We start from the raw sequence: 16,810 nt of genomic DNA on the forward strand, positions 1-16,810 counted from the left end.
CCGGTGCGGCGGACCCCGAAGCGTCACGAGGGGCGGGGTCGTCAGCCCGCGCCGACGAAGACCACCAGCAGCAGCCAGACCACGGGGGCCGTCGGCAGCAGGGAGTCCAGGCGGTCCATGATGCCGCCGTGGCCGGGCAGCAGGGTGCCCATGTCCTTGATGCCCAGATCCCGCTTGATCATGGATTCGCCGAGATCGCCCAGGGTGGCGCTGGCGGCCGCGGCCAGGCCCAGTAGCAGGCCCTGCCACCAGGTGCCGCCGTCGATGAGGAAGTGCGTGCACAGCGCGCCCGCGGCCATCGCGAAGACCACCGCTCCCAGCAGGCCCTCGCGGGTCTTGCCGGGGCTGATGCGGGGGGCGAGCTTGTGCGTGCCGAAGCGCCAGCCGACCGCGTACGCCCCGGTGTCACTGACGACGGTGAGCAGCAGGAAGGTGAGCACCCGCTGCGGGCCGTCGTCGGCGGCGAGCATCATGGCGACGAAGGTGGCCAGGAAGGGGACGTAGAAGGCGGCGAAGACACCGGCGGTGACATCCCGCAGGTACTGAGCGGGATCCTCCGTCATCCGCCACACCAGTACGGCCAGGGCGGTGAGCGCGGTGGCCACCCAGGCACCCTCCGCGGCGCGGACGTAGCCGGCGACGACCATGGCGGCGCCGCCGACGGCCAGCGGCACCAGCGGCACCCTGATCTGCTTGCGTTCGGCGAGGCGGGAGGTCAGTTCCCACAGCCCGACCACGACGGCGGCGACGATCACGCCGACGAAGAGGTGCTTGTAGACGAAGAGCGAGCCGATGATGACGGCGCCCAGCCCCAGGCCGACCCCTATCGCGGCGCGCAGGTCGCGGCCCGCCCGTTTGCGGCCCGAGGAGCGACCCCGGGGCGAGGGGGTGGCGGGCTCCGCCCCGGGTACGGCCTGCGGCTCGGGCCGGCCGCCACCGGGGACGGGGCCGCCGAACGGCCGCCCGGCCGCCCGGCCATCACGATCGTCCTGGTCACCGCCGGGGGCTTCGGGCACGATGGGCATACGCCGAGTCTGCGACGCGTCGGCGTCCTCGTGCGCGTAACCCGCCGGGGCCCGGGCCACCTCTGCGCGAAGCGGGGAGGGAAAACCCTGTTCTGGAGTGCTCCGGTATCCGAAGCGGCCGGGATGAGCGGGGTGGCCGGGACGACCGGAGGGCCCGGCGCCCGGCGGTGGTGCTCCCCAGGATGAGTCGTTCACGAAAATCGCAGCCTCGAAAACCTCAGACCTCGAGAAGCTCGGCTTCCTTGTGCTTGAGCAGTTCGTCCACCTGTGTGACGTACTTGGAGGTGGTGTCGTCGAGCTCCTTCTCAGCGCGGCGGCCCTCGTCCTCGCCGATGTCGCCGTCCTTGATGGCCTTGTCGATGGCCTCCTTGGCCTTGCGCCGGACGCTGCGGATGGAGATCTTGGCGTCCTCGGCCTTGCCCTTGGCCACCTTGATGTACTCGCGGCGGCGCTGCTCGGTCAGTTCCGGGAAGACGACACGGATGATGTTGCCGTCGTTGGAGGGGTTGACGCCGAGGTCGGAGTCACGGATGGCCTGCTCGATGTTGCGCAGCGCGCTTTTGTCGAACGGGGTGACCACGGCCATGCGCGGCTCGGGCACCGAGAACGACGCGAGCTGGTTGATCGGGGTCATCGCACCGTAGTACTCGGCCACGATCTTGTTGAACATCGCCGGGTGCGCACGGCCGGTGCGGATCGCGGCGAAGTCCTCCTTGGCGACGACGACCGCCTTCTCCATCTTCTCCTCGGCCTCGAGGAGGGTCTCTTCGATCACCACGTGCTCCTGGTTCGATGAATTGAGCCGGAAAGCCCTGATCCCTGCACGGTGTCCGACCGGCAGGCTGTTGTCCATCCCCGTACCGTGCCCATCGCGCGGCACGGTGTTGTCGTACGGCGCCGTGTGCGGGGCTCCCGTACGGACGTCGTTTCGTGTCCGCCGTCGGCGTCAGGCCCGGGAGCCCTGGCCGCTCACCAGCGTGCCGATCTTCTCACCCCGGACCGCCCTGGCGATATTCCCCTCCGCCAGCAGTTCGAAGACGAGGATCGGGAGCTTGTTGTCGCGGCAGAGGGTGACGGCGGTGGCGTCGGCCACCCTCAGCTCACGGGTGATGACCTCGCCGTACTCCAGGGCGTCGAACTTCACCGCGTCGGAGTTGGTGGCCGGGTCGGAGTCGTAGACCCCGTCCACGCCGTTCTTGCCCATCAGCAGCGCCTCGGCGTCGATCTCCAGGGCGCGCTGGGCGGCGGTGGTGTCGGTGGAGAAGTAAGGCATGCCCATGCCGGCGCCGAAAATGACCACGCGCCCCTTCTCCAGGTGCCGTACGGCCCTCAGCGGGATGTACGGTTCGGCGACCTGCCCCATGGTGATGGCGGTCTGTACACGGGAGTCGATGCCCTCCTTCTCCAGGAAGTCCTGGAGCGCGAGGCAGTTCATGACCGTGCCGAGCATGCCCATGTAGTCGGACCGGGCCCGGTCCATGCCGCGCTGCTGGAGCTCGGCGCCGCGGAAGAAGTTGCCGCCTCCGATGACGACGGCGATCTCGGCGCCGTCGCGGACCACGGCCGCGATCTCACGGGCGACCTTGTGCACGACGTCGGGGTCGACTCCGAGTCCCCCGCCGCCGGCGAACGCCTCACCGGAGAGCTTCAGCAGGAAGCGGCGGCGGTCGCGGTCTTTGCCGGGGGCTTTGCCTCCGGGGTCGTTGCCCTGTTTCATGCGGATCTCCTCGTGCACACGCGTGAGGAGGCCATTGCCGGTGGTCCCTCTCGGTCCCCGAAAGCGGCAATGGCCTCCTCGTCACAACTGCGGTCGTCCGGTCCGTGCACGCCTGTGCTCAGTGCGCCACGCACCGGGACGGGCCCCGTAACCCGACCCTAACCGGGAGCGGACCTACGGATCAGGCGCCGACGCGGAAGCGGGCGAAGCGCTTCAGCGTGACACCCGCCTCGCCCAGGACCTTCTGGACGGACTTCTTGTTGTCCTTGGCGAAAGGCTGGTCCAGGAGGCAGTTCTCCTTGAAGAAGCCGTTCACGCGGCCCTCGACGATCTTCGGGAGGGCCTGCTCGGGCTTGCCCTCCTCGCGAGCGGTGGCCTCGGCGACGCGGCGCTCGTTCGCGACGGTCTCCTCCGGGACGTCCTCGCGGGAGAGGAACTTCGGAGCGAACGCGGCGATGTGCTGCGCGACGTCCTTGGCGATCTCGGCGTTCTCCTGCTCCAGCTCGACCAGGACGCCGACCTGCGGGGGCAGGTCCGGGCTGGTGCGGTGCATGTAGGCGGCCACGTAGCCGCCGGAGAACTGCGCGAAGCGATCGAGGACGATCTTCTCGCCGAGGGTGGCGTTGGCCTCGTCCACGTACACCTGGACGCTCTTGCCGGACTCGATCTCGGAGGCGAGCAGCGCCTCGATGTCGGCCGGGGAGGTGGCGGCGACGTGGGCGGCGATGGCGTTGGCGACGGCGAGGAACTTGTCGCCCTTGGCGACGAAGTCGGTCTCGCACTTGAGCTCGACCAGCACACCGGACTTCTTGTCGTCGGCGATCAGAGAGACGACGGCACCGTTCTCGGCGGTGCGGGACTCGCGCTTGGCGACGCCCTTCTGGCCCTTGACACGGAGGATCTCGACGGCCTTGTCGACGTTGCCCTCGGCCTCGTCCAGCGCCTTCTTGCAGTCCATCATGCCGGCGCCGGTGAGCTCGCGGAGCTTCTTGACGTCAGCGGCGGTGTAGTTCGCCATGGTCGGTGAATCTCTTCTCGAAAGGTCGATGAGGATGGATCGATCTACGGGACGGGCATGCGGCCGGGGGCGGCGCTCATGGCACTGCCCCCGGCCGTACCACCTGCGGCGTCGGTCAGGCCTGCTCGGCCGGCTTCTCGCCCTCGGCGGGGGCGGCCTGCTCCTCGGCGGCCGGAGCCTCTGCGGGGGCCGGGGTCTCGGCGGAGGCCTCGCCCTCCTTGGACTCGGCGGCCTTCTGGGCGTCGCCCTCGAGCAGCTCGCGCTCCCACTCGGCGAGCGGCTCACCGGCGGCCTTCTCGCCCTTGCCCTCGCCGGCGGCGCCGGAGCGGGCGATGAGGCCCTCGGCCACGGCGTCGGCGATCACACGGGTGAGCAGGGTGACGGAGCGGATCGCGTCGTCGTTGCCCGGGATCTTGTAGTCGACCTCGTCCGGGTCACAGTTGGTGTCGAGGATCGCGACGACCGGGATGTTGAGCTTGCGCGCCTCACCGACGGCGATGTGCTCCTTCTTGGTGTCCACGATCCAGACGGCGCTGGGCACCTTCTGCATGTCGCGGATACCGCCGAGAGTCTTCTCCAGCTTGGCCTTCTCGCGGGAGAGGACCAGGAGCTCCTTCTTGGTGAGGCCGGAGGCGGCCACGTCCTCGAAGTCGATCTGCTCGAGCTCCTTCAGGCGCTGCAGGCGCTTGTGGACGGTCGAGAAGTTGGTCAGCATGCCGCCGAGCCAGCGCTGGTTGACGTAGGGCATGCCCACGCGCGCGGCCTGCTCGGCGATGGCCTCCTGGGCCTGCTTCTTGGTGCCGACGAACATGATGGAGCCGCCGTGGGCGACGGTCTCCTTGACGAACTCGTAGGCGCGGTCGATGTACGACAGCGACTGGAGCAGGTCGATGATGTAGATGCCGTTGCGCTCGGTGAAGATGAATCGCTTCATCTTCGGGTTCCAGCGACGGGTCTGGTGCCCGAAGTGGACGCCGCTCTCCAGCAGCTCCCGCATCGTGACGACGGCCATGGCCGTATCTCCTTGGATCACTCGGTTGTACACGGCGGCCGGACGGTCGCCGCTCCTGACGCCCCGACGCGCTTGCCTGCGAAATGGACGGACCGAAGCCGTCTTCGAGGACCGAGGTGCGCTGCCGCCTGTGGAGGGTGGCGGGGCGTGCGAAGTCGATCCGGTGACCCGGATCGCACAAGAAGTGTACGGGACCGGGGAAGCGGCAGGCGACACGCATGAGTGCGGGCGCCGCCGCGGCGGGCGGCGCCGTCCCCGGGACGGGTGACGCGGTTGTCCACAACCGGCCGGTATTCCACAGCTTCCGCCCCGGGTCGTCTCCGTCGCGCGCATTCGCGCCACGCTGTGCCCATGGGACGCCGACTCCGCGCCGCGCCGCTGCGCCGCCTACCCCTCTGCCTGTCTCTTTTCCCGTCTCTCTGCCTGGGGCTGTGTCTGGTTGTCCACCTGGCGCCGCCGCCGCTCGCCGCGGAAGCGGTCGCGGCCCGTACCGCTCCCGAAGACGGCCCGTCCGGCTCCGGCCGGGTCAGACCAGTGCCGGGAGCGGTCGGACGCGGCTGGGAACCACCGCCCGAACGGTGGTCGGCCGGCCACCGCGGCGTGGATCTGGCGGCTCGTCCCGGGGAACCGGTGCGCGCGGTGGCCGCGGGCCGGGTCTCGTTCGCGGGGACGGTCGCCGGACGCGGGGTGGTCTCGATCGAACTCACGGGCACGGGGTCCCCTCCGCTGCGTACGACGTACGAGCCGGTCGGCGCGGGAGTGCGCGAGGGCGACAGGGTCTCGGCGGGGGACGTGGTGGGCGTGCTGGAGGCGGACGGCTTCCACTGCCCGGCGGGGTGCCTGCACTGGGGGCTGCGCCGCGGCGATGTCTACCTGGACCCGCTCTCCCTGCTCGGCCGCGCTCCCTCCCGGCTCCTGCCGGTGCTGGGGGTTCCGCTTCCGGAGGAGCCGGGGAGCCGGCAGGACGACGCGATGCGGATGACGGCCGTCCGGGACTCCGCGTCCGCCGGTTCGTCCGGGGTGGGGACGACGGCCCTGGTGCTGCTGGTGGCCGTTCTCTGGGCCCGGCGCCGCCATGCCCGGCTGCGCGCGGGGAAGCCGACCCCGCGGGCCGCGGCGTTCGACGACCGGGCGCGCCGGGCGTGCCCCGGCGCGCGTACACCCGGAGGCGAAGTGCCCGGCGGGGCCGGAGGAGAGGAGGGGGCTCAGCCCGCGACGCCGCGGAGCGCCATCGACACGGCGGCCCGCGTGATCCGTTCCGGGTCCTCCGCGGCACCCAGCTCGATACGGCGGACCGCGGCGTCCACGACTCCCTGCAGCAGAGTGGCCGTCAGCCGCGGCTCGTCATGGCCGAGGGCCGCGAGGGCGTCCACCACCATGGTGATCAGCCCGCCGTGTGCTGCGCGGATCTTCTCCCGGGCGCCGGGGTCCAGTTCACCGGCCGAGATGGCCACGACGGCCCGATGGCGCCGGTCGCCGGCCAGCGCCAACTGCCGCCGTACGTAAGCCTCCACCTTCGCCTGGGGGGTGTCGGCCCGCCCTATGGCATCCTCCACCTCCGCCGCCCAGACGGGGAAGTCGACGGCGCACAACTCCTCGACGACGGCTGCGCGGGAGCGGAAGTACTCGTAGACGGAGGAGCGTGCCAGTCCCGTACGGGCCGCCAGCGCGGGGAAGGTCAGGGCCTCCGTGCCACCTTCGGACAGTAGGGATCGCGCCGCCTCCAACAGGGCGTCGCGCTGCATCGTCCGGTGCTCGGCCACAGAGGCCGCTCGAATCCTGGGCACGGGTCCCACTGTAGGGAGGGCAGTACCGATTCAGCGACCGACATCGGCGAGCTTGGCCCGAAGCTGCAGCACGGACTTGGTGTGGATCTGGCTGACCCTGCTCTCGGTGACCCCCAGCACCTGCCCGATTTCGGCCAGGGTGAGCCCTTCGTAGTAGTAGAGCGTCACCACCGTCTTCTCACGTTCGGGCAGGGTGTTGACCGCCCGGGCCAGCAGCCGCCGCAGCTCGCGGTCCTCGGCGATCTCGACGGGATTGTCGGCGGCCGTGTCCTCCAGGGTGTCCATGAGGCTCAGTCGGTCGCCGCCCTCCGCTCCGCTGTGGAGCACCTCTTCCAGGGCGACCACGTTGGCAAGCGGCAGCCGGCTGAAGATGCCGTGGAGCTCCTCCAGCGGGATTCCCATCTCGTCGGCGACCTCGGCCTCCGACGGCGTGCGCCGCAGCGTCGCCTCCAGTGCGGCGTGGGCTCGCTCGAACGCGCGGGCCTTCTGCCGCACCGAGCGAGGAATCCAGTCCAGCGCCCGCAGTTCGTCGATCATGGCTCCGCGGATGCGGGTGATGGCATAGGTCTCGAACTTGATCGAGCGGCTCGGGTCGAACTTCTCGATGGCGTCGATCAGTCCGAACACCCCGGAGGAGACGAAGTCGGCCTGTTCCACGTTGGCGGGCAGGCCGACGCTCACGCGTCCTGCCACGTACTTGACCAGGGGCGAGTAGTGGAGGATCAGTTGTTCCCGCAACCGCTCGTCGCCCGTGCCCTTGTACGACCGCCATAGTTCGTCGAGCGATCTGGGCGGGGCAGGGCGTGCAGCGCCGTCGGCCGCAGTCGGTTCTGCCGCGGCCGTGCGGTCGGGCCCGGGGGTGTGATGGAGCATGCGTCGTCTTGAGCCGTTCTGCCGTGATCTGTGCGCTGACGCCGGCGGGGCGTACGGAGGGGCCGGGAACCTTGGGAGCGTAGCGTGACCGCGTCATCGCTCAGCGCAAAGGGCGGGTGGTCGGGCATACGCGGATACGTTCCGCTGCCCGCACCCCGGGGTTATCGGGGCGGCCTGAACGGCTCGGCCGGGCCATACGGAATGAAACGTTCAGCAATCATGGCTCTCACCCTTTCACTCGATCGTCCCAGGTCAAGGACCGCCTCGTCACCTGTTGGTGTGTTGGTCGGTGTGCTGGTCGGCGGATTTCGCCAACTGCCAGTAGTCACCGTTGTGTTCCAGGAACCCGAGTGACCGCAGTTCCTGAAGGCGGACGAGCGCGCGGTCCTCCGTGAGAGCGGCGGCGCGCGCCACCGCCGCGACGCCGAGCGCACTCCGGGCAGGCAGCATCTCCAGGACGCGTGCCGCCTCCGGGGACAGCAGGTCACGCGGCACCACGGGCCCGTGGCGCTCGGGGGCCAGTTCGCCGATCGCGCCGACCAGCTCGATGATCTCGGCGGCGTCGGTGACGACGATGCCCTCACCGCGCAGGAGCTGGTGGACACCCGCCGACAGCCCGCTGGTCACCGGCCCGGGAACACCCATGGTGAGCCTGCCCAGCCCGAGGGCCCGCCGCGCGGTGACCAGCGAGCCGCTGCGCAGCTCCGCCTCCACCACCACGGTGCCGCGGGTGAGGGCCGCGATCACCCGGTTACGCAGGACGAAACGGCTGCGGGTGGGATGGTCACCGGGCGGCAGTTCGGCCACCAGCAGCCCCTGCTCCCCGATGCGCCGGATCAACCCACCGTTGCCCGGCGGGTAGGCCACGTCGACCCCGCAGGCCAGGATGCCGACGGTCGCTCCCTCCACCGCCAGAGCCCCGCTGTGTGCGGCGCCGTCCACTCCGTACGCCGCGCCGGAGACCACCGTCCAGCCGCGGGCGGCCAGGCTGGAACCGAGCGTCGCGGCCATGTGGGCGCCGTAGTCCGTGCAGGCCCGGGAGCCGACGACGGCGACCGAGCGCAGCGCCCACATCCGCAGCGAGGCCCTGCCGCGCACCCACAGGCCCACAGGGCGCCCGTCACCCAGATCGTCCAGCTGGCTCGGCCACTCGGCGTCGCCAGGGCAGACGAAGCGCCCGCCCAGTGCGCCGATCCCGGCGAGGTCGGCTTCGGGGTCGAGCCCTCGCGCGCGCTGCCGCAGCCCGGCCCAGCGGGTCCGGGACGCTCCGGGCAGCGGGGAGTCGGATCCGAACGCCTTGAGGGTCTCCACCGCCCCGTACCGGTCGAGCCAGCGGTTCACCGTCTCGTCTCCGGGCTCCCCGATCCTGGTGAGCGCCGCACGGGCCACTCGCTCCTCGCGGCCGGTCACGTCCGCCCTCCGGCGAGTGCCGCGCCGCGCCGTACCCCGGTGCGCAGTTCCAGCGCACTGTCCACGTCCTCGGCGGTGGGCCGGCCGTGCCCGGCGAGGTCGGCCAGGGTCCAGGCGACCCGCAGGACTCGGTCCAGGCCCCGTGCGGTGAGCAGACCGCGCTCCATATCCTCCTCGGCCCGGCCGAGCGCCCCCGGCTCCGCCGGCCACCGGGTCCGCAGTTCGTGGCCGGGGACCTCGCTGTTGGTGTGCCAGGGTGTCCCGGCGTAGCGGGCGGCGGCGCGCTCGCGTGCGGTGCGCACCCGAGCGGCCACGGTCCCGGTGGACTCGGACCGGGCGCCGGGGACCGTCAGCTCGGAGCGGGTGACGGGCTCGACCGTGACCCGGAGATCGACACGGTCCAGCAGGGGCCCTGAGAGCCGTGCGCGGTAGCGCCTGACCGACGAGGGCCTGCACTCGCAGCCGCCGCCCCTGGAGCCGTGCCGGCCGCAGGGGCACGGGTTGGCGGCGAGGACGAGCAGGAAGCGGGCGGGCAGGCGCATCATGCCCTGGGCGCGGGCCACGACGACCTGACCGGACTCCAGCGGCTGGCGCAGCGCGTCGAGCACCCGCGCGCTGCATTCGGCCGCCTCGTCCAGGAAGAGCACACCGTGGTGGGCGAGGGAGACCGCTCCCGGCCGGGGCAGACCGCTGCCACCGCCCACCAGGGAAGCGGTGGTGGCCGAATGGTGCGGGGCGCAGTAGGGAGGCCGCTCGACCAGCGGCTGACCGGGCGGCAGCGCACCGGCGACGGAGTGGACGGCGGTGGCCTCCAGCGCCTCCTTCGGGGTGAGCGGCGGAAGCAGCCCGGGCAGCCGTTCGGCGAGCATGGTCTTGCCCGCGCCCGGCGGTCCCTTGAAGAAGATGTGGTGGCGTCCCGCGGCGGCCACCTCCAGCGCTTTGCGGGCGGCTGCCTGACCCGCGACCTCGGCGAGGTCCACCGGGCGTTCGCCCCCCAGCCCCGCGATCCCCGTACCCGCGCCGGGCACGGTGAGGCCGGCGAGCATGGCGGCGTCGGAGCCGTGCTCGTCCGGGCGCGGCTCGTCGGGGACGGGTTCGTCGGTGAGCACGGCGACGAGCTGGCGCAGGGAGCGGACTCCGAGGACGGAGACACCGGGGACCAGGGCGGCCTCGGAGGCGGTCTGCTCGGCGACGACGACCTGGCGGTATCCGGCGTCCGCGGCGGCCAGGACCGCGGGCAGGACGCCGCGGACGGGTCGGACGCGCCCGTCCAGGCCCAGCTCGCCGATCATCACCAGTCCGGCGAGCGCGCGGGGGTCGATCCGCTCGGCGGCCCCGAGCACCGCGCAGGCGACCGCGAGGTCGAACCCGCTGCCGCTCTTGGGCACCGAAGCGGGGCTGAGTCCGACGGTGAGCTTCTTCTGGGGCCAGTCGACACCGGAGTTGACGACCGCTGCCCTGACCCGGTCGCGGCTCTCCACCAGGCTCTTGTCGGGCAGGCCGACGAGGGTGAAGGTGGCCAGCCCCGGTTCGAGATCGGCCTGGACCTCGACGACCACGCCCTCGACACCCACGAGGGCGACCGAGCAGGTACGGGCGAAACCCATGTCAGGCCACCCCCCTGACGTGCTCCACCCGGGGGGCGCCGCGCTCGGGCAGGACGATGCCGACGAGGTCGATGCGCACCCCTCCGGCCGGCGGCCGTCCGTACCGGGCGAGCCAGCGCTCGCCGAGCCAGTGGGAGGCGAGTCTGCGCAGCCGCTCGGCCTTGCGCGGGGTCACGGCCGACATCGGGTGCTCGTACGGGCCGGCCCGGCGTGTCTTGACCTCGCAGACGACGAGCGCGTCGATGTCCCGGGCGATGATGTCGATCTCGCCGTCCCGGCAGCGCCAGTTCCGTTCGAGGACGGCCATGCCCATCTCGCGCAGCCGCCGGGCGGCCAGGTCCTCGCCGTAGCGTCCGAGTGCGTTCCTGCCGTTCATCGGTACCACCTCCGGGACCGACTGTGGCGGCTGGGAAGGCGAGTGGATGATCATGGCCCGGTTCGGTGGACTACCGGCCGGTTGTGGAGAACTCGCTCACCCGTACGAGGGACTTTGCGAGCGCGGCGCTGACGGAGCGGCGGCCGGCTCCGGGCTCACCCCTTGAAGTCGGAGTCCTCGGGCAGGTCCAGATCGCTCTTGTTCAGCTCCTCGATGTTCACGTCCTTGAAGGTGAGCACCCTCACCTGTTTGACGAAACGGGCCGGCCGGTACATGTCCCACACCCAGGCGTCGGCCATCGACACCTCGAAGAAGACCTCACCCTGGACCGAGTGCACCTGCATCTCGTAGTCGTTGGTGAGATAGAAACGGCGTTCGGTCTCGATCACGTACCTGAACAAGCCGACGACGTCCCGGTACTCCCGGTAGAGCTTCAGCTCCATCTCGGTCTCGTATTTCTCGAGGTCCTCGGCGCTCATGGCGTGTTCCCCTTCAGCCGTGCGTTCCCCCATTGTGCGTCAGTCCCGCGCGCTTGCCCCGGACCGGGCCGATCGCCCCGTACCCGGCGCCGCCGAGGATCAGCAGGGCGCCGACCCCGGTCGCGGCCAGGACCGGGCCCAGCGGCCCCGGCCGGGAGATTCCGCCGGGCAGTCCCGCGAAACCGGCAGGGCGTTCGACCATGCCCGCGCGCCCCAGCGGCCAGACGGTGGCGTCGACCCTGCCCGTCACCGCCCCCCTGGGCACGGAGCCGTTGTTGGCGTCCTCCAGACGCGTGCGCGAGTCCAGTGACCCCTCCCGGTGGTCGCCGAGGAGGAAGAGCCGCCCCTCGGGCACGGATGCCTCGAAGGCGGCGAAGGAGGCGAAGGAGGCCCGCTTCCGCTCCAGCCGGTACGGCTCGTCGACGGGATCGCCGTTGACCGTCAGCTTCCCCTGCTCGTCGCAGCACTCCACGGTGTCACCACCGACGCCGACGACGCGTTTGATCACCGGCATGTTGCCCCACATCGGGTCGAGGAGGACGACGACGTCGCCGCGCCGGACCTCGTCGCCGTCGACGCGTTCGGCCAGCACCCGGTCCCCGGCCTCGACGGTGGGCGCCATGGAGTCGGTGGGCACGGCGTAGGGCTGGTACAGGACGGCGGCCCAGACGAAACCGCCCAGGAAGAGTACGCAGCCGATCGCCACGGCCGCCGACGACAGCGTCCGGCCCGGACGACCGCGGCCTCCCCCGGTACGTTCGGCTCTGCTCACTCGCGCTCCCGGAAGGATCTGGGTCCACCAACGGTCCGCGCCGCACCCTATCCCCGGGTACGCTTCCGGGTCAGCCCGCGGCCCGCCCGTCCGTCCCGCTCACGGAGCCGGGCGCCGTCCCGGATGCTCCGGCGGTCTCTTCCGCGTCCCCCTTCACCGTCCTCGTCCTCAGGTGCCGCCGCCACATCACCACCGGCACCGCGCCCGCCAGGCCCAGCGCCGCGGGAGCCGCGGCCAGGCCCCGCTCGGCAAAGGTGTCGGGCACCGGGAGGGTGCCCCAGCGGTCGATCGGCCACGCCTTGACCACGGCCCGCCCCACGACCTCGTCCACGGGCACCGTCCCCTGTCCGGGGAGCTGCTGGTGGAAACGGGAGTCCAGGGAGTTGGAGCGGTGGTCGCCCATCACCCAGATCCGGTCCTCGGGGACCTCGACCGGACCGAAGCCCTCACTGCCGCAGGGGGAGTCGCCGGGGTAGATGTAGGACTCCTCGTCCAGGGCCCTGCCGTTGACCGTGACGGGGCCGTTCTTCTCGCACGCCACGGTGTCGCCGCCGACCGCGATGACCCGCTTGATCAGGTCCTGCTCCTCCGCGGAGGGCATCAGGCCGATGAAGCTCATGAAGTCCTGGAACACGTTGGTGTCCTGCTGGACCGACGGGTCGAGCCAGCCGCCCGGGTCGTGGAAGACGACGACCTCGCCGCGCTCGGGTTCGGCCCCGAACCAGGGCGTCAGCTTGTCCACCAGCACGCGGTCACCCCGCTGGAGGGTGTTCTGCATCGAGTCCGAGGGGATGGAGAACGCCTGCAGCAGGAACGTCTTGATTCCCAGGGCCAGCAGCAGCGCGACGCCGATGAGGATGGGCAGTTCCTTCAGGAAGGAGCGTTGCTTCTTTTCCGTCACTCTCTCTCCGCTGTCCGGGTCCGCGGCCGTTCCCTCACCGCGCTCCACGGGCTCGCCGTCGGCCCGCCGCTCGGGCCCGTCCGCGTCGGAGCACGCTCCGACCGCCACGTCCCCCACATCCACTCCTCACACCGATACCGCTCTTACCTCGCTGCAGGCCGCGCCCCAGCCGGTGCAGACCCACGCCTGCCACTCCCATAACGAGCGGGAGTTCCACAGGGGTCGGCGGATGCACCATGTCATCGCCATTGTCGGCCCCGGCGGCCGCGGAGGGCGTCCCGCCGCGCGGATCCGGTACGGACGCGTAGACCTCGGGCTCCTCCAGCCGCCGCCAGTGCGAGTAGGGCCAGGCGATCACCACGGCCTTGCCCACCACCAGATTCTCCGGAATGGTTCCCTCGCCCGGTTCCCGGAGGTGGTAGCGGGAGTCGGCGGAGTTGGAGCGGTGATCGCCCATCACGAAGACACGGTTCTCGGGCACCTCCACCTCGAAGCGCATCTGCGAGGGCGCGTTGCCCGGGTGGAGGTAGGGCTCGTTCAGCGGTGTGCCGTTGACCGTCACCCGGCCGTCCTCGTCGCAGCACACGACGGTGTCCCCGCCGATGCCGATGACCCGTTTGATCAGGTCCTGCTCCTCGGCCGAGGGCAGCAGGCCGATGAACGTCAGGAACTGCCTGCCCTGCTTGATGCCCACGGGATCGTCCCGCTCCGGCTCCGCCCCGGGTGGCAGCCAGCCTCCGGGGTCCTTGAAGACCACCACGTCACCGCGTTCGGGGCGCGAGCCGAACCAGGGCGTCAGCTTGTCCACCAGCACCCGGTCGTCGATCTTGATCGTCTGCTCCATCGAACCGGAGGGAATGACGAACGCCTGCACCAGGAACGTCTTGAGCACCAGCGCGATCAGCAGCGCGACACCCACCAGGACCGGTACCTCCTGGGTCACCGACAACCGCCGGCGCCTTCTGATCCGCTTGGCGGCGCGCCGCCGGTCGGCCCGGCCCTCACCGGGGCCGCGCAGTGTGGTCCGGGACTCCGGCGGTGCGCCACTGCCGCGGGGCCGTCCGCGCCTACCCATCCCGGCTCCGCAGGGAGGTCCAGCGACCGGCCGGCCAGACGATCCAGTCGGCCCGGCCGATCACTCTCTCCACCGGTACGGTGCCGCCGCCGGGAGATCCGAGGTGGTCCCGGGAGTCGCTCGACCGGGAGCGGTGGTCGCCCATCACCCACAGCCGCCCCTCGGGGACCGCGATGTCGAACGGGACGACCGAGGGCCGGTCGCCGGGATACAGGTACGTCTCGTCCGCCGGTTCGCCGTTCACCTCGATCCTCCCCCGCTCGTCGCAGCACCTGACCCTGTCCCCGCCGACTCCGACGACCCGCTTGACGTAGTCGGTGCCCTGTGACGGTTCCCGGTCGAACGAACCGGTGCCGTCGAAGACCACAACGTCTCCGCGCGCCGGAAGGTTGCCGAAACGGTATGCCAGCTTGTTCACCAGAACGCGGTCGCCCGCTTCGAGGGTGTTCCCCATCGAGCCGCTCGGAATGCGGAAGGGTTCCGCCACGAACGCGTGGACCAGCAGGAGCAGCACGGCGACCGCGGCCCCCATGGCCCCCGGACGCACGAAACGCGACCGGCTTCCCCCTCCCCGTACGGGGTGAGGGGAGCGGTCGCGCTCCGTGGATCGCGTGTGCTGTTCGTCGGTGCTCATCGAGCCGAGAGCCTAACCCGGCGGCGTGCCGGGTGCCGGGCCGACGGCGACGCGCGGGGCCGTGCCCCACGGGCGGGACCGGCCGGCCGGGCGCCGGGGTACCCGGCGCTCCGCCGCGCGGACCGGTCTCGGATCAGCGCTCGCGCTTCTCCTTGATCTTGGCAGCCTTGCCGCGCAGCTCACGCAGGTAGTACAGCTTGGCGCGGCGGACGTCACCGCGGGTGACGACCTCGATCTTCTCGACGACCGGGGTGTGCACCGGGAAGGTGCGCTCCACGCCGACGCTGAAGCTGACCTTGCGGACGGTGAAGGTCTCACGGACGCCGGAGCCCTGGCGGCGGATGACGGCGCCCTTGAACTGCTGCACACGGGAGCGGTTGCCCTCGATGACGCGCACGTGGACGTTGACGGTGTCGCCCGGACGGAAAGTGGGGATGTCGCTGCGCAGCGAGGCGGAGTCAACGTTGTCGAGAAGATGCATGGCCGTCTGCTTTCCTCGCCGATGCCACAGGTCATCGGCGGAATCGTTCGTTGGGTTCGGTGAGCCGCCGGACCGGCCGGGCGTTGGTCCCCCTGTGGCAGGGTCGCGCGCCGGACACGAGGCGAAGGCCTATTCTTCCACGTCTCCGGCCGCGGGCCCAAATCGGCCGTCGGGCCGCTCGGCCCAGCCCAGCTCAGCGAGCAGCCCGCGGTCACCGGCGTCCAGGGCGGAGGGATCACACCTCTCGATCAGGTCCGGGCGGTAGCGCACAGTGCGGCGGAACGCCTGGTCGCGGCGCCAGCGGGCGATCCTGCCGTGGTGCCCGCTGAGCAGCACCTCGGGGATGTCCCGGCCACGCCACACCGGCGGCTTGGTGTAGACGGGCCCCTCCAGCAGGTCGGCCATCGCGCCAGGCGCGAACGAGTCGTCGCGGTGGGACTCGACGTTGCCCAGGACCCCGGGCAGCAGCCGGGCGACGGCCTCCACCATCACCAGGACGGGCGCCTCGCCGCCGGCCAGCACGTAGTCGCCGACGGACAGCTCACGCACCCGCAGGTGCTCCCCGTACTCCTCGACCACGCGGCGGTCGATGCCCTCGTAGCGGGCGGGGGTGAAGACCAGCCACGGCTCGGCTGCCAGTTCGACGGCGGTCTCCTGGGTGAACGGGCTGCCGCTGGGGGTGGGCACGACCAGGACCGGTCCCTCCCCCGGACCGTCTCCGCCCGAGGCGATGACCGCGTCCAGCGCCTCGCCCCACGGCTCGGGCTTCATCACCATGCCGGGGCCGCCGCCGTAGGGGGTGTCGTCGACGGTGTTGTGCCTGTCGTGGGTCCACTGCCGCAGGTCGTGGACGCGTACGTCGAGCAGGCCGCGGGCGCGCGCCTTGCCCACCAGGGAGACGTTCAGCGGTTCCAGGTACTCGGGGAAGATCGTGACGACGTCGATCCGCATCAGGCGCCGTTCCCGTCTTCCCCGCCGTCCTTGCCGGCGCCGCCGTCCCCCGTGCGGGATCCGGCGATCTCGGCGCGGTCGTCGACGAGCCCCGGCGGCGGGTCGATGACGGCCCGCTGCCCGTCCAGGTCGATCTCGGGGACGATCTCACCGACGAAGGGGACGAGCACCTCGCCGCCGTCGGGTCTGCGCACCACGAGCAGGTCCTGGTGGGGCAGGTGGGCGATCTCCTCGATCCGGCCGACGGTCGTTCCGTCCAGGGTGACGACGTCGAGGTCGACCAGCTGGTGGTCGTAGTACTCGTCGGGGTCCTCGGGAGTCTCCTCCGGGTCGACCTCGGCGATCAGCAGGGTGTTGCGCAGCGCCTCCGCGGCGTCACGATCCCTCACACTCGCGAAGCGCAGCAGCAGCCGACCGCTGTGGACGCGCCCGGACTCGATGGTCAAAGGGCCCGCGGAGGCGGGGTCGGTGGCCAGGACCGCGCCGGGACCGAGGCGCACCCCGGGTTCATCGGTGCGCACCTCCACCGTGACCTCGCCCTTGATCCCGTGGGCACGGCCGATGCGCGCGACTACCAACTGCACTGCTCGTCACTCCAGGTTCTCGCCGGTTCCCCTGCGCCGCCTCGCACACGGTCCCCGTACGCCGACGGCCACCGGCACGGGCCGGGGGCGGCGGTGCCGCCCCCGGCC

At 71.4% G+C, this 16,810-nt stretch carries 18 protein-coding genes and 1 pseudogene; 1 reads left to right on the forward strand and 18 read right to left on the reverse strand.

Annotated elements, in window-relative coordinates; all coding sequences use genetic code 11:
• Nucleotides 1–41: 41 nt before the first annotated feature.
• From LJ221_RS10030 to rpsB, 5 genes are all read right to left on the reverse strand, one after another.
• On the reverse strand, nt 42–1,220 hold the full coding sequence (locus tag LJ221_RS10030) for a phosphatidate cytidylyltransferase (RefSeq protein WP_241715506.1): 1,179 nt from the start codon (nt 1,218–1,220) through the stop codon (nt 42–44).
• Nucleotides 1,221–1,242: 22 nt separating this feature from the next.
• Nucleotides 1,243–1,800 (reverse strand): ribosome recycling factor, encoded by a 558-nt coding sequence (frr, locus tag LJ221_RS10035; protein WP_241715508.1) that lies wholly within the window; start codon nt 1,798–1,800, stop codon nt 1,243–1,245.
• Nucleotides 1,801–1,971: 171 nt separating this feature from the next.
• Nucleotides 1,972–2,742 carry a UMP kinase gene (gene pyrH, locus LJ221_RS10040; RefSeq protein WP_241715509.1) on the reverse strand — a complete coding sequence of 257 codons (771 nt, stop codon included), beginning with the start codon at nt 2,740–2,742 and terminating at the stop codon, nt 1,972–1,974.
• A 181-nt stretch (nt 2,743–2,923) separates the two neighbouring features.
• On the reverse strand, nt 2,924–3,760 hold the full coding sequence (tsf, locus tag LJ221_RS10045; RefSeq protein WP_241715510.1) for a translation elongation factor Ts: 837 nt from the start codon (nt 3,758–3,760) through the stop codon (nt 2,924–2,926).
• A 115-nt stretch (nt 3,761–3,875) separates the two neighbouring features.
• Nucleotides 3,876–4,772 (reverse strand): 30S ribosomal protein S2, encoded by an 897-nt coding sequence (rpsB, locus tag LJ221_RS10050; protein ID WP_241715511.1) that lies wholly within the window; start codon nt 4,770–4,772, stop codon nt 3,876–3,878.
• Between the two features lie 351 nt (nt 4,773–5,123).
• On the opposite strand from rpsB, the pseudogene LJ221_RS10055 reads away from it, so the two are divergent.
• A pseudogene (locus LJ221_RS10055) lies at nt 5,124–5,594 on the forward strand (peptidoglycan DD-metalloendopeptidase family protein); the annotation flags it as partial.
• A 383-nt stretch (nt 5,595–5,977) separates the two neighbouring features.
• On the opposite strand, the gene LJ221_RS10060 reads toward LJ221_RS10055, so the two are convergent.
• The 13 genes from LJ221_RS10060 to rimM all read right to left on the reverse strand — a co-directional run bounded on the left by LJ221_RS10060 (nt 5,978) and on the right by rimM (nt 16,702).
• Nucleotides 5,978–6,535 (reverse strand): TetR/AcrR family transcriptional regulator, encoded by a 558-nt coding sequence (locus LJ221_RS10060; RefSeq protein WP_241715538.1) that lies wholly within the window; start codon nt 6,533–6,535, stop codon nt 5,978–5,980.
• 54 nt (nt 6,536–6,589) lie between these two features.
• Nucleotides 6,590–7,432, reverse strand: a complete 843-nt coding sequence (whiG, locus tag LJ221_RS10065; protein WP_241715512.1) for an RNA polymerase sigma factor WhiG — start codon at nt 7,430–7,432, stop codon at nt 6,590–6,592.
• 267 nt (nt 7,433–7,699) lie between these two features.
• The gene (gene dprA / locus LJ221_RS10070; RefSeq protein WP_241715513.1) at nt 7,700–8,842 is read right to left on the reverse strand and encodes a DNA-processing protein DprA; all 1,143 of its coding nucleotides are present in this window, start codon (nt 8,840–8,842) and stop codon (nt 7,700–7,702) included.
• Entirely contained in the window at nt 8,839–10,449 is a 1,611-nt protein-coding gene (locus LJ221_RS10075; protein WP_241715514.1) for a YifB family Mg chelatase-like AAA ATPase, read from the reverse strand. Before LJ221_RS10075 ends, dprA begins: the two co-directional genes overlap by 4 nt.
• A 1-nt stretch (nt 10,450) precedes the next feature.
• Nucleotides 10,451–10,825, reverse strand: coding sequence for a YraN family protein (locus LJ221_RS10080; RefSeq protein WP_241715515.1), 375 nt, complete (start codon nt 10,823–10,825; stop codon nt 10,451–10,453).
• Between the two features lie 155 nt (nt 10,826–10,980).
• A complete protein-coding gene (locus LJ221_RS10085; protein WP_241715517.1) occupies nt 10,981–11,304 on the reverse strand; it encodes a DUF2469 domain-containing protein in 324 nt (107 codons plus the stop codon).
• A gap of 13 nt (nt 11,305–11,317) precedes the next feature.
• On the reverse strand, nt 11,318–12,076 hold the full coding sequence (gene lepB, locus LJ221_RS10090; RefSeq protein WP_241715519.1) for a signal peptidase I: 759 nt from the start codon (nt 12,074–12,076) through the stop codon (nt 11,318–11,320).
• Between the two features lie 70 nt (nt 12,077–12,146).
• The gene (gene lepB / locus LJ221_RS10095; RefSeq protein WP_241715521.1) at nt 12,147–13,085 is read right to left on the reverse strand and encodes a signal peptidase I; all 939 of its coding nucleotides are present in this window, start codon (nt 13,083–13,085) and stop codon (nt 12,147–12,149) included.
• The gene (lepB, locus tag LJ221_RS10100; RefSeq protein WP_374228418.1) at nt 13,012–14,052 is read right to left on the reverse strand and encodes a signal peptidase I; all 1,041 of its coding nucleotides are present in this window, start codon (nt 14,050–14,052) and stop codon (nt 13,012–13,014) included. Before lepB (LJ221_RS10100) ends, lepB (LJ221_RS10095) begins: the two co-directional genes overlap by 74 nt.
• Nucleotides 14,045–14,686 carry a signal peptidase I gene (gene lepB / locus LJ221_RS10105; RefSeq protein WP_241715523.1) on the reverse strand — a complete coding sequence of 214 codons (642 nt, stop codon included), beginning with the start codon at nt 14,684–14,686 and terminating at the stop codon, nt 14,045–14,047. Before lepB (LJ221_RS10105) ends, lepB (LJ221_RS10100) begins: the two co-directional genes overlap by 8 nt.
• A 133-nt stretch (nt 14,687–14,819) precedes the next feature.
• Nucleotides 14,820–15,167 carry a 50S ribosomal protein L19 gene (gene rplS / locus LJ221_RS10110; RefSeq protein ID WP_241715525.1) on the reverse strand — a complete coding sequence of 116 codons (348 nt, stop codon included), beginning with the start codon at nt 15,165–15,167 and terminating at the stop codon, nt 14,820–14,822.
• Nucleotides 15,168–15,296: 129 nt separating this feature from the next.
• Nucleotides 15,297–16,118 carry a tRNA (guanosine(37)-N1)-methyltransferase TrmD gene (gene trmD / locus LJ221_RS10115; RefSeq protein ID WP_241715527.1) on the reverse strand — a complete coding sequence of 274 codons (822 nt, stop codon included), beginning with the start codon at nt 16,116–16,118 and terminating at the stop codon, nt 15,297–15,299.
• Complete coding sequence (gene rimM, locus LJ221_RS10120) at nt 16,118–16,702, reverse strand: ribosome maturation factor RimM (RefSeq protein WP_241715529.1); 585 nt, start codon at nt 16,700–16,702, stop codon at nt 16,118–16,120. The genes trmD and rimM overlap by 1 nt, the downstream gene beginning before the upstream one ends.
• Between the last annotated feature and the right edge of the window lie 108 nt (nt 16,703–16,810).

The organism is Streptomyces sp. CNQ085 (assembly GCF_022614595.1).
GTDB lineage: Bacteria > Actinomycetota > Actinomycetes > Streptomycetales > Streptomycetaceae > Streptomyces.

Excerpts from the sequence above, each read along its gene's own strand:
- pyrH (WP_241715509.1), bottom strand. The coding sequence starts at position 2,742 with ATGAAACAGGGCAACGACCCCGGAGGCAAAGCCCCCGGCAAAGACCGC.
- tsf (WP_241715510.1), bottom strand. The coding sequence starts at position 3,760 with ATGGCGAACTACACCGCCGCTGACGTCAAGAAGCTCCGCGAGCTCACC.
- rpsB (WP_241715511.1), bottom strand. The coding sequence starts at position 4,772 with ATGGCCGTCGTCACGATGCGGGAGCTGCTGGAGAGCGGCGTCCACTTC.
- whiG (WP_241715512.1), bottom strand. The coding sequence starts at position 7,432 with ATGCTCCATCACACCCCCGGGCCCGACCGCACGGCCGCGGCAGAACCG.
- LJ221_RS10075 (WP_241715514.1), bottom strand. The coding sequence starts at position 10,449 with ATGGGTTTCGCCCGTACCTGCTCGGTCGCCCTCGTGGGTGTCGAGGGC.
- LJ221_RS10080 (WP_241715515.1), bottom strand. The coding sequence starts at position 10,825 with ATGAACGGCAGGAACGCACTCGGACGCTACGGCGAGGACCTGGCCGCC.
- LJ221_RS10085 (WP_241715517.1), bottom strand. The coding sequence starts at position 11,304 with ATGAGCGCCGAGGACCTCGAGAAATACGAGACCGAGATGGAGCTGAAG.
- lepB (WP_374228418.1), bottom strand. The coding sequence starts at position 14,052 with ATGGGTAGGCGCGGACGGCCCCGCGGCAGTGGCGCACCGCCGGAGTCC.
- lepB (WP_241715523.1), bottom strand. The coding sequence starts at position 14,686 with ATGAGCACCGACGAACAGCACACGCGATCCACGGAGCGCGACCGCTCC.
- rplS (WP_241715525.1), bottom strand. The coding sequence starts at position 15,167 with ATGCATCTTCTCGACAACGTTGACTCCGCCTCGCTGCGCAGCGACATC.
- trmD (WP_241715527.1), bottom strand. The coding sequence starts at position 16,118 with ATGCGGATCGACGTCGTCACGATCTTCCCCGAGTACCTGGAACCGCTG.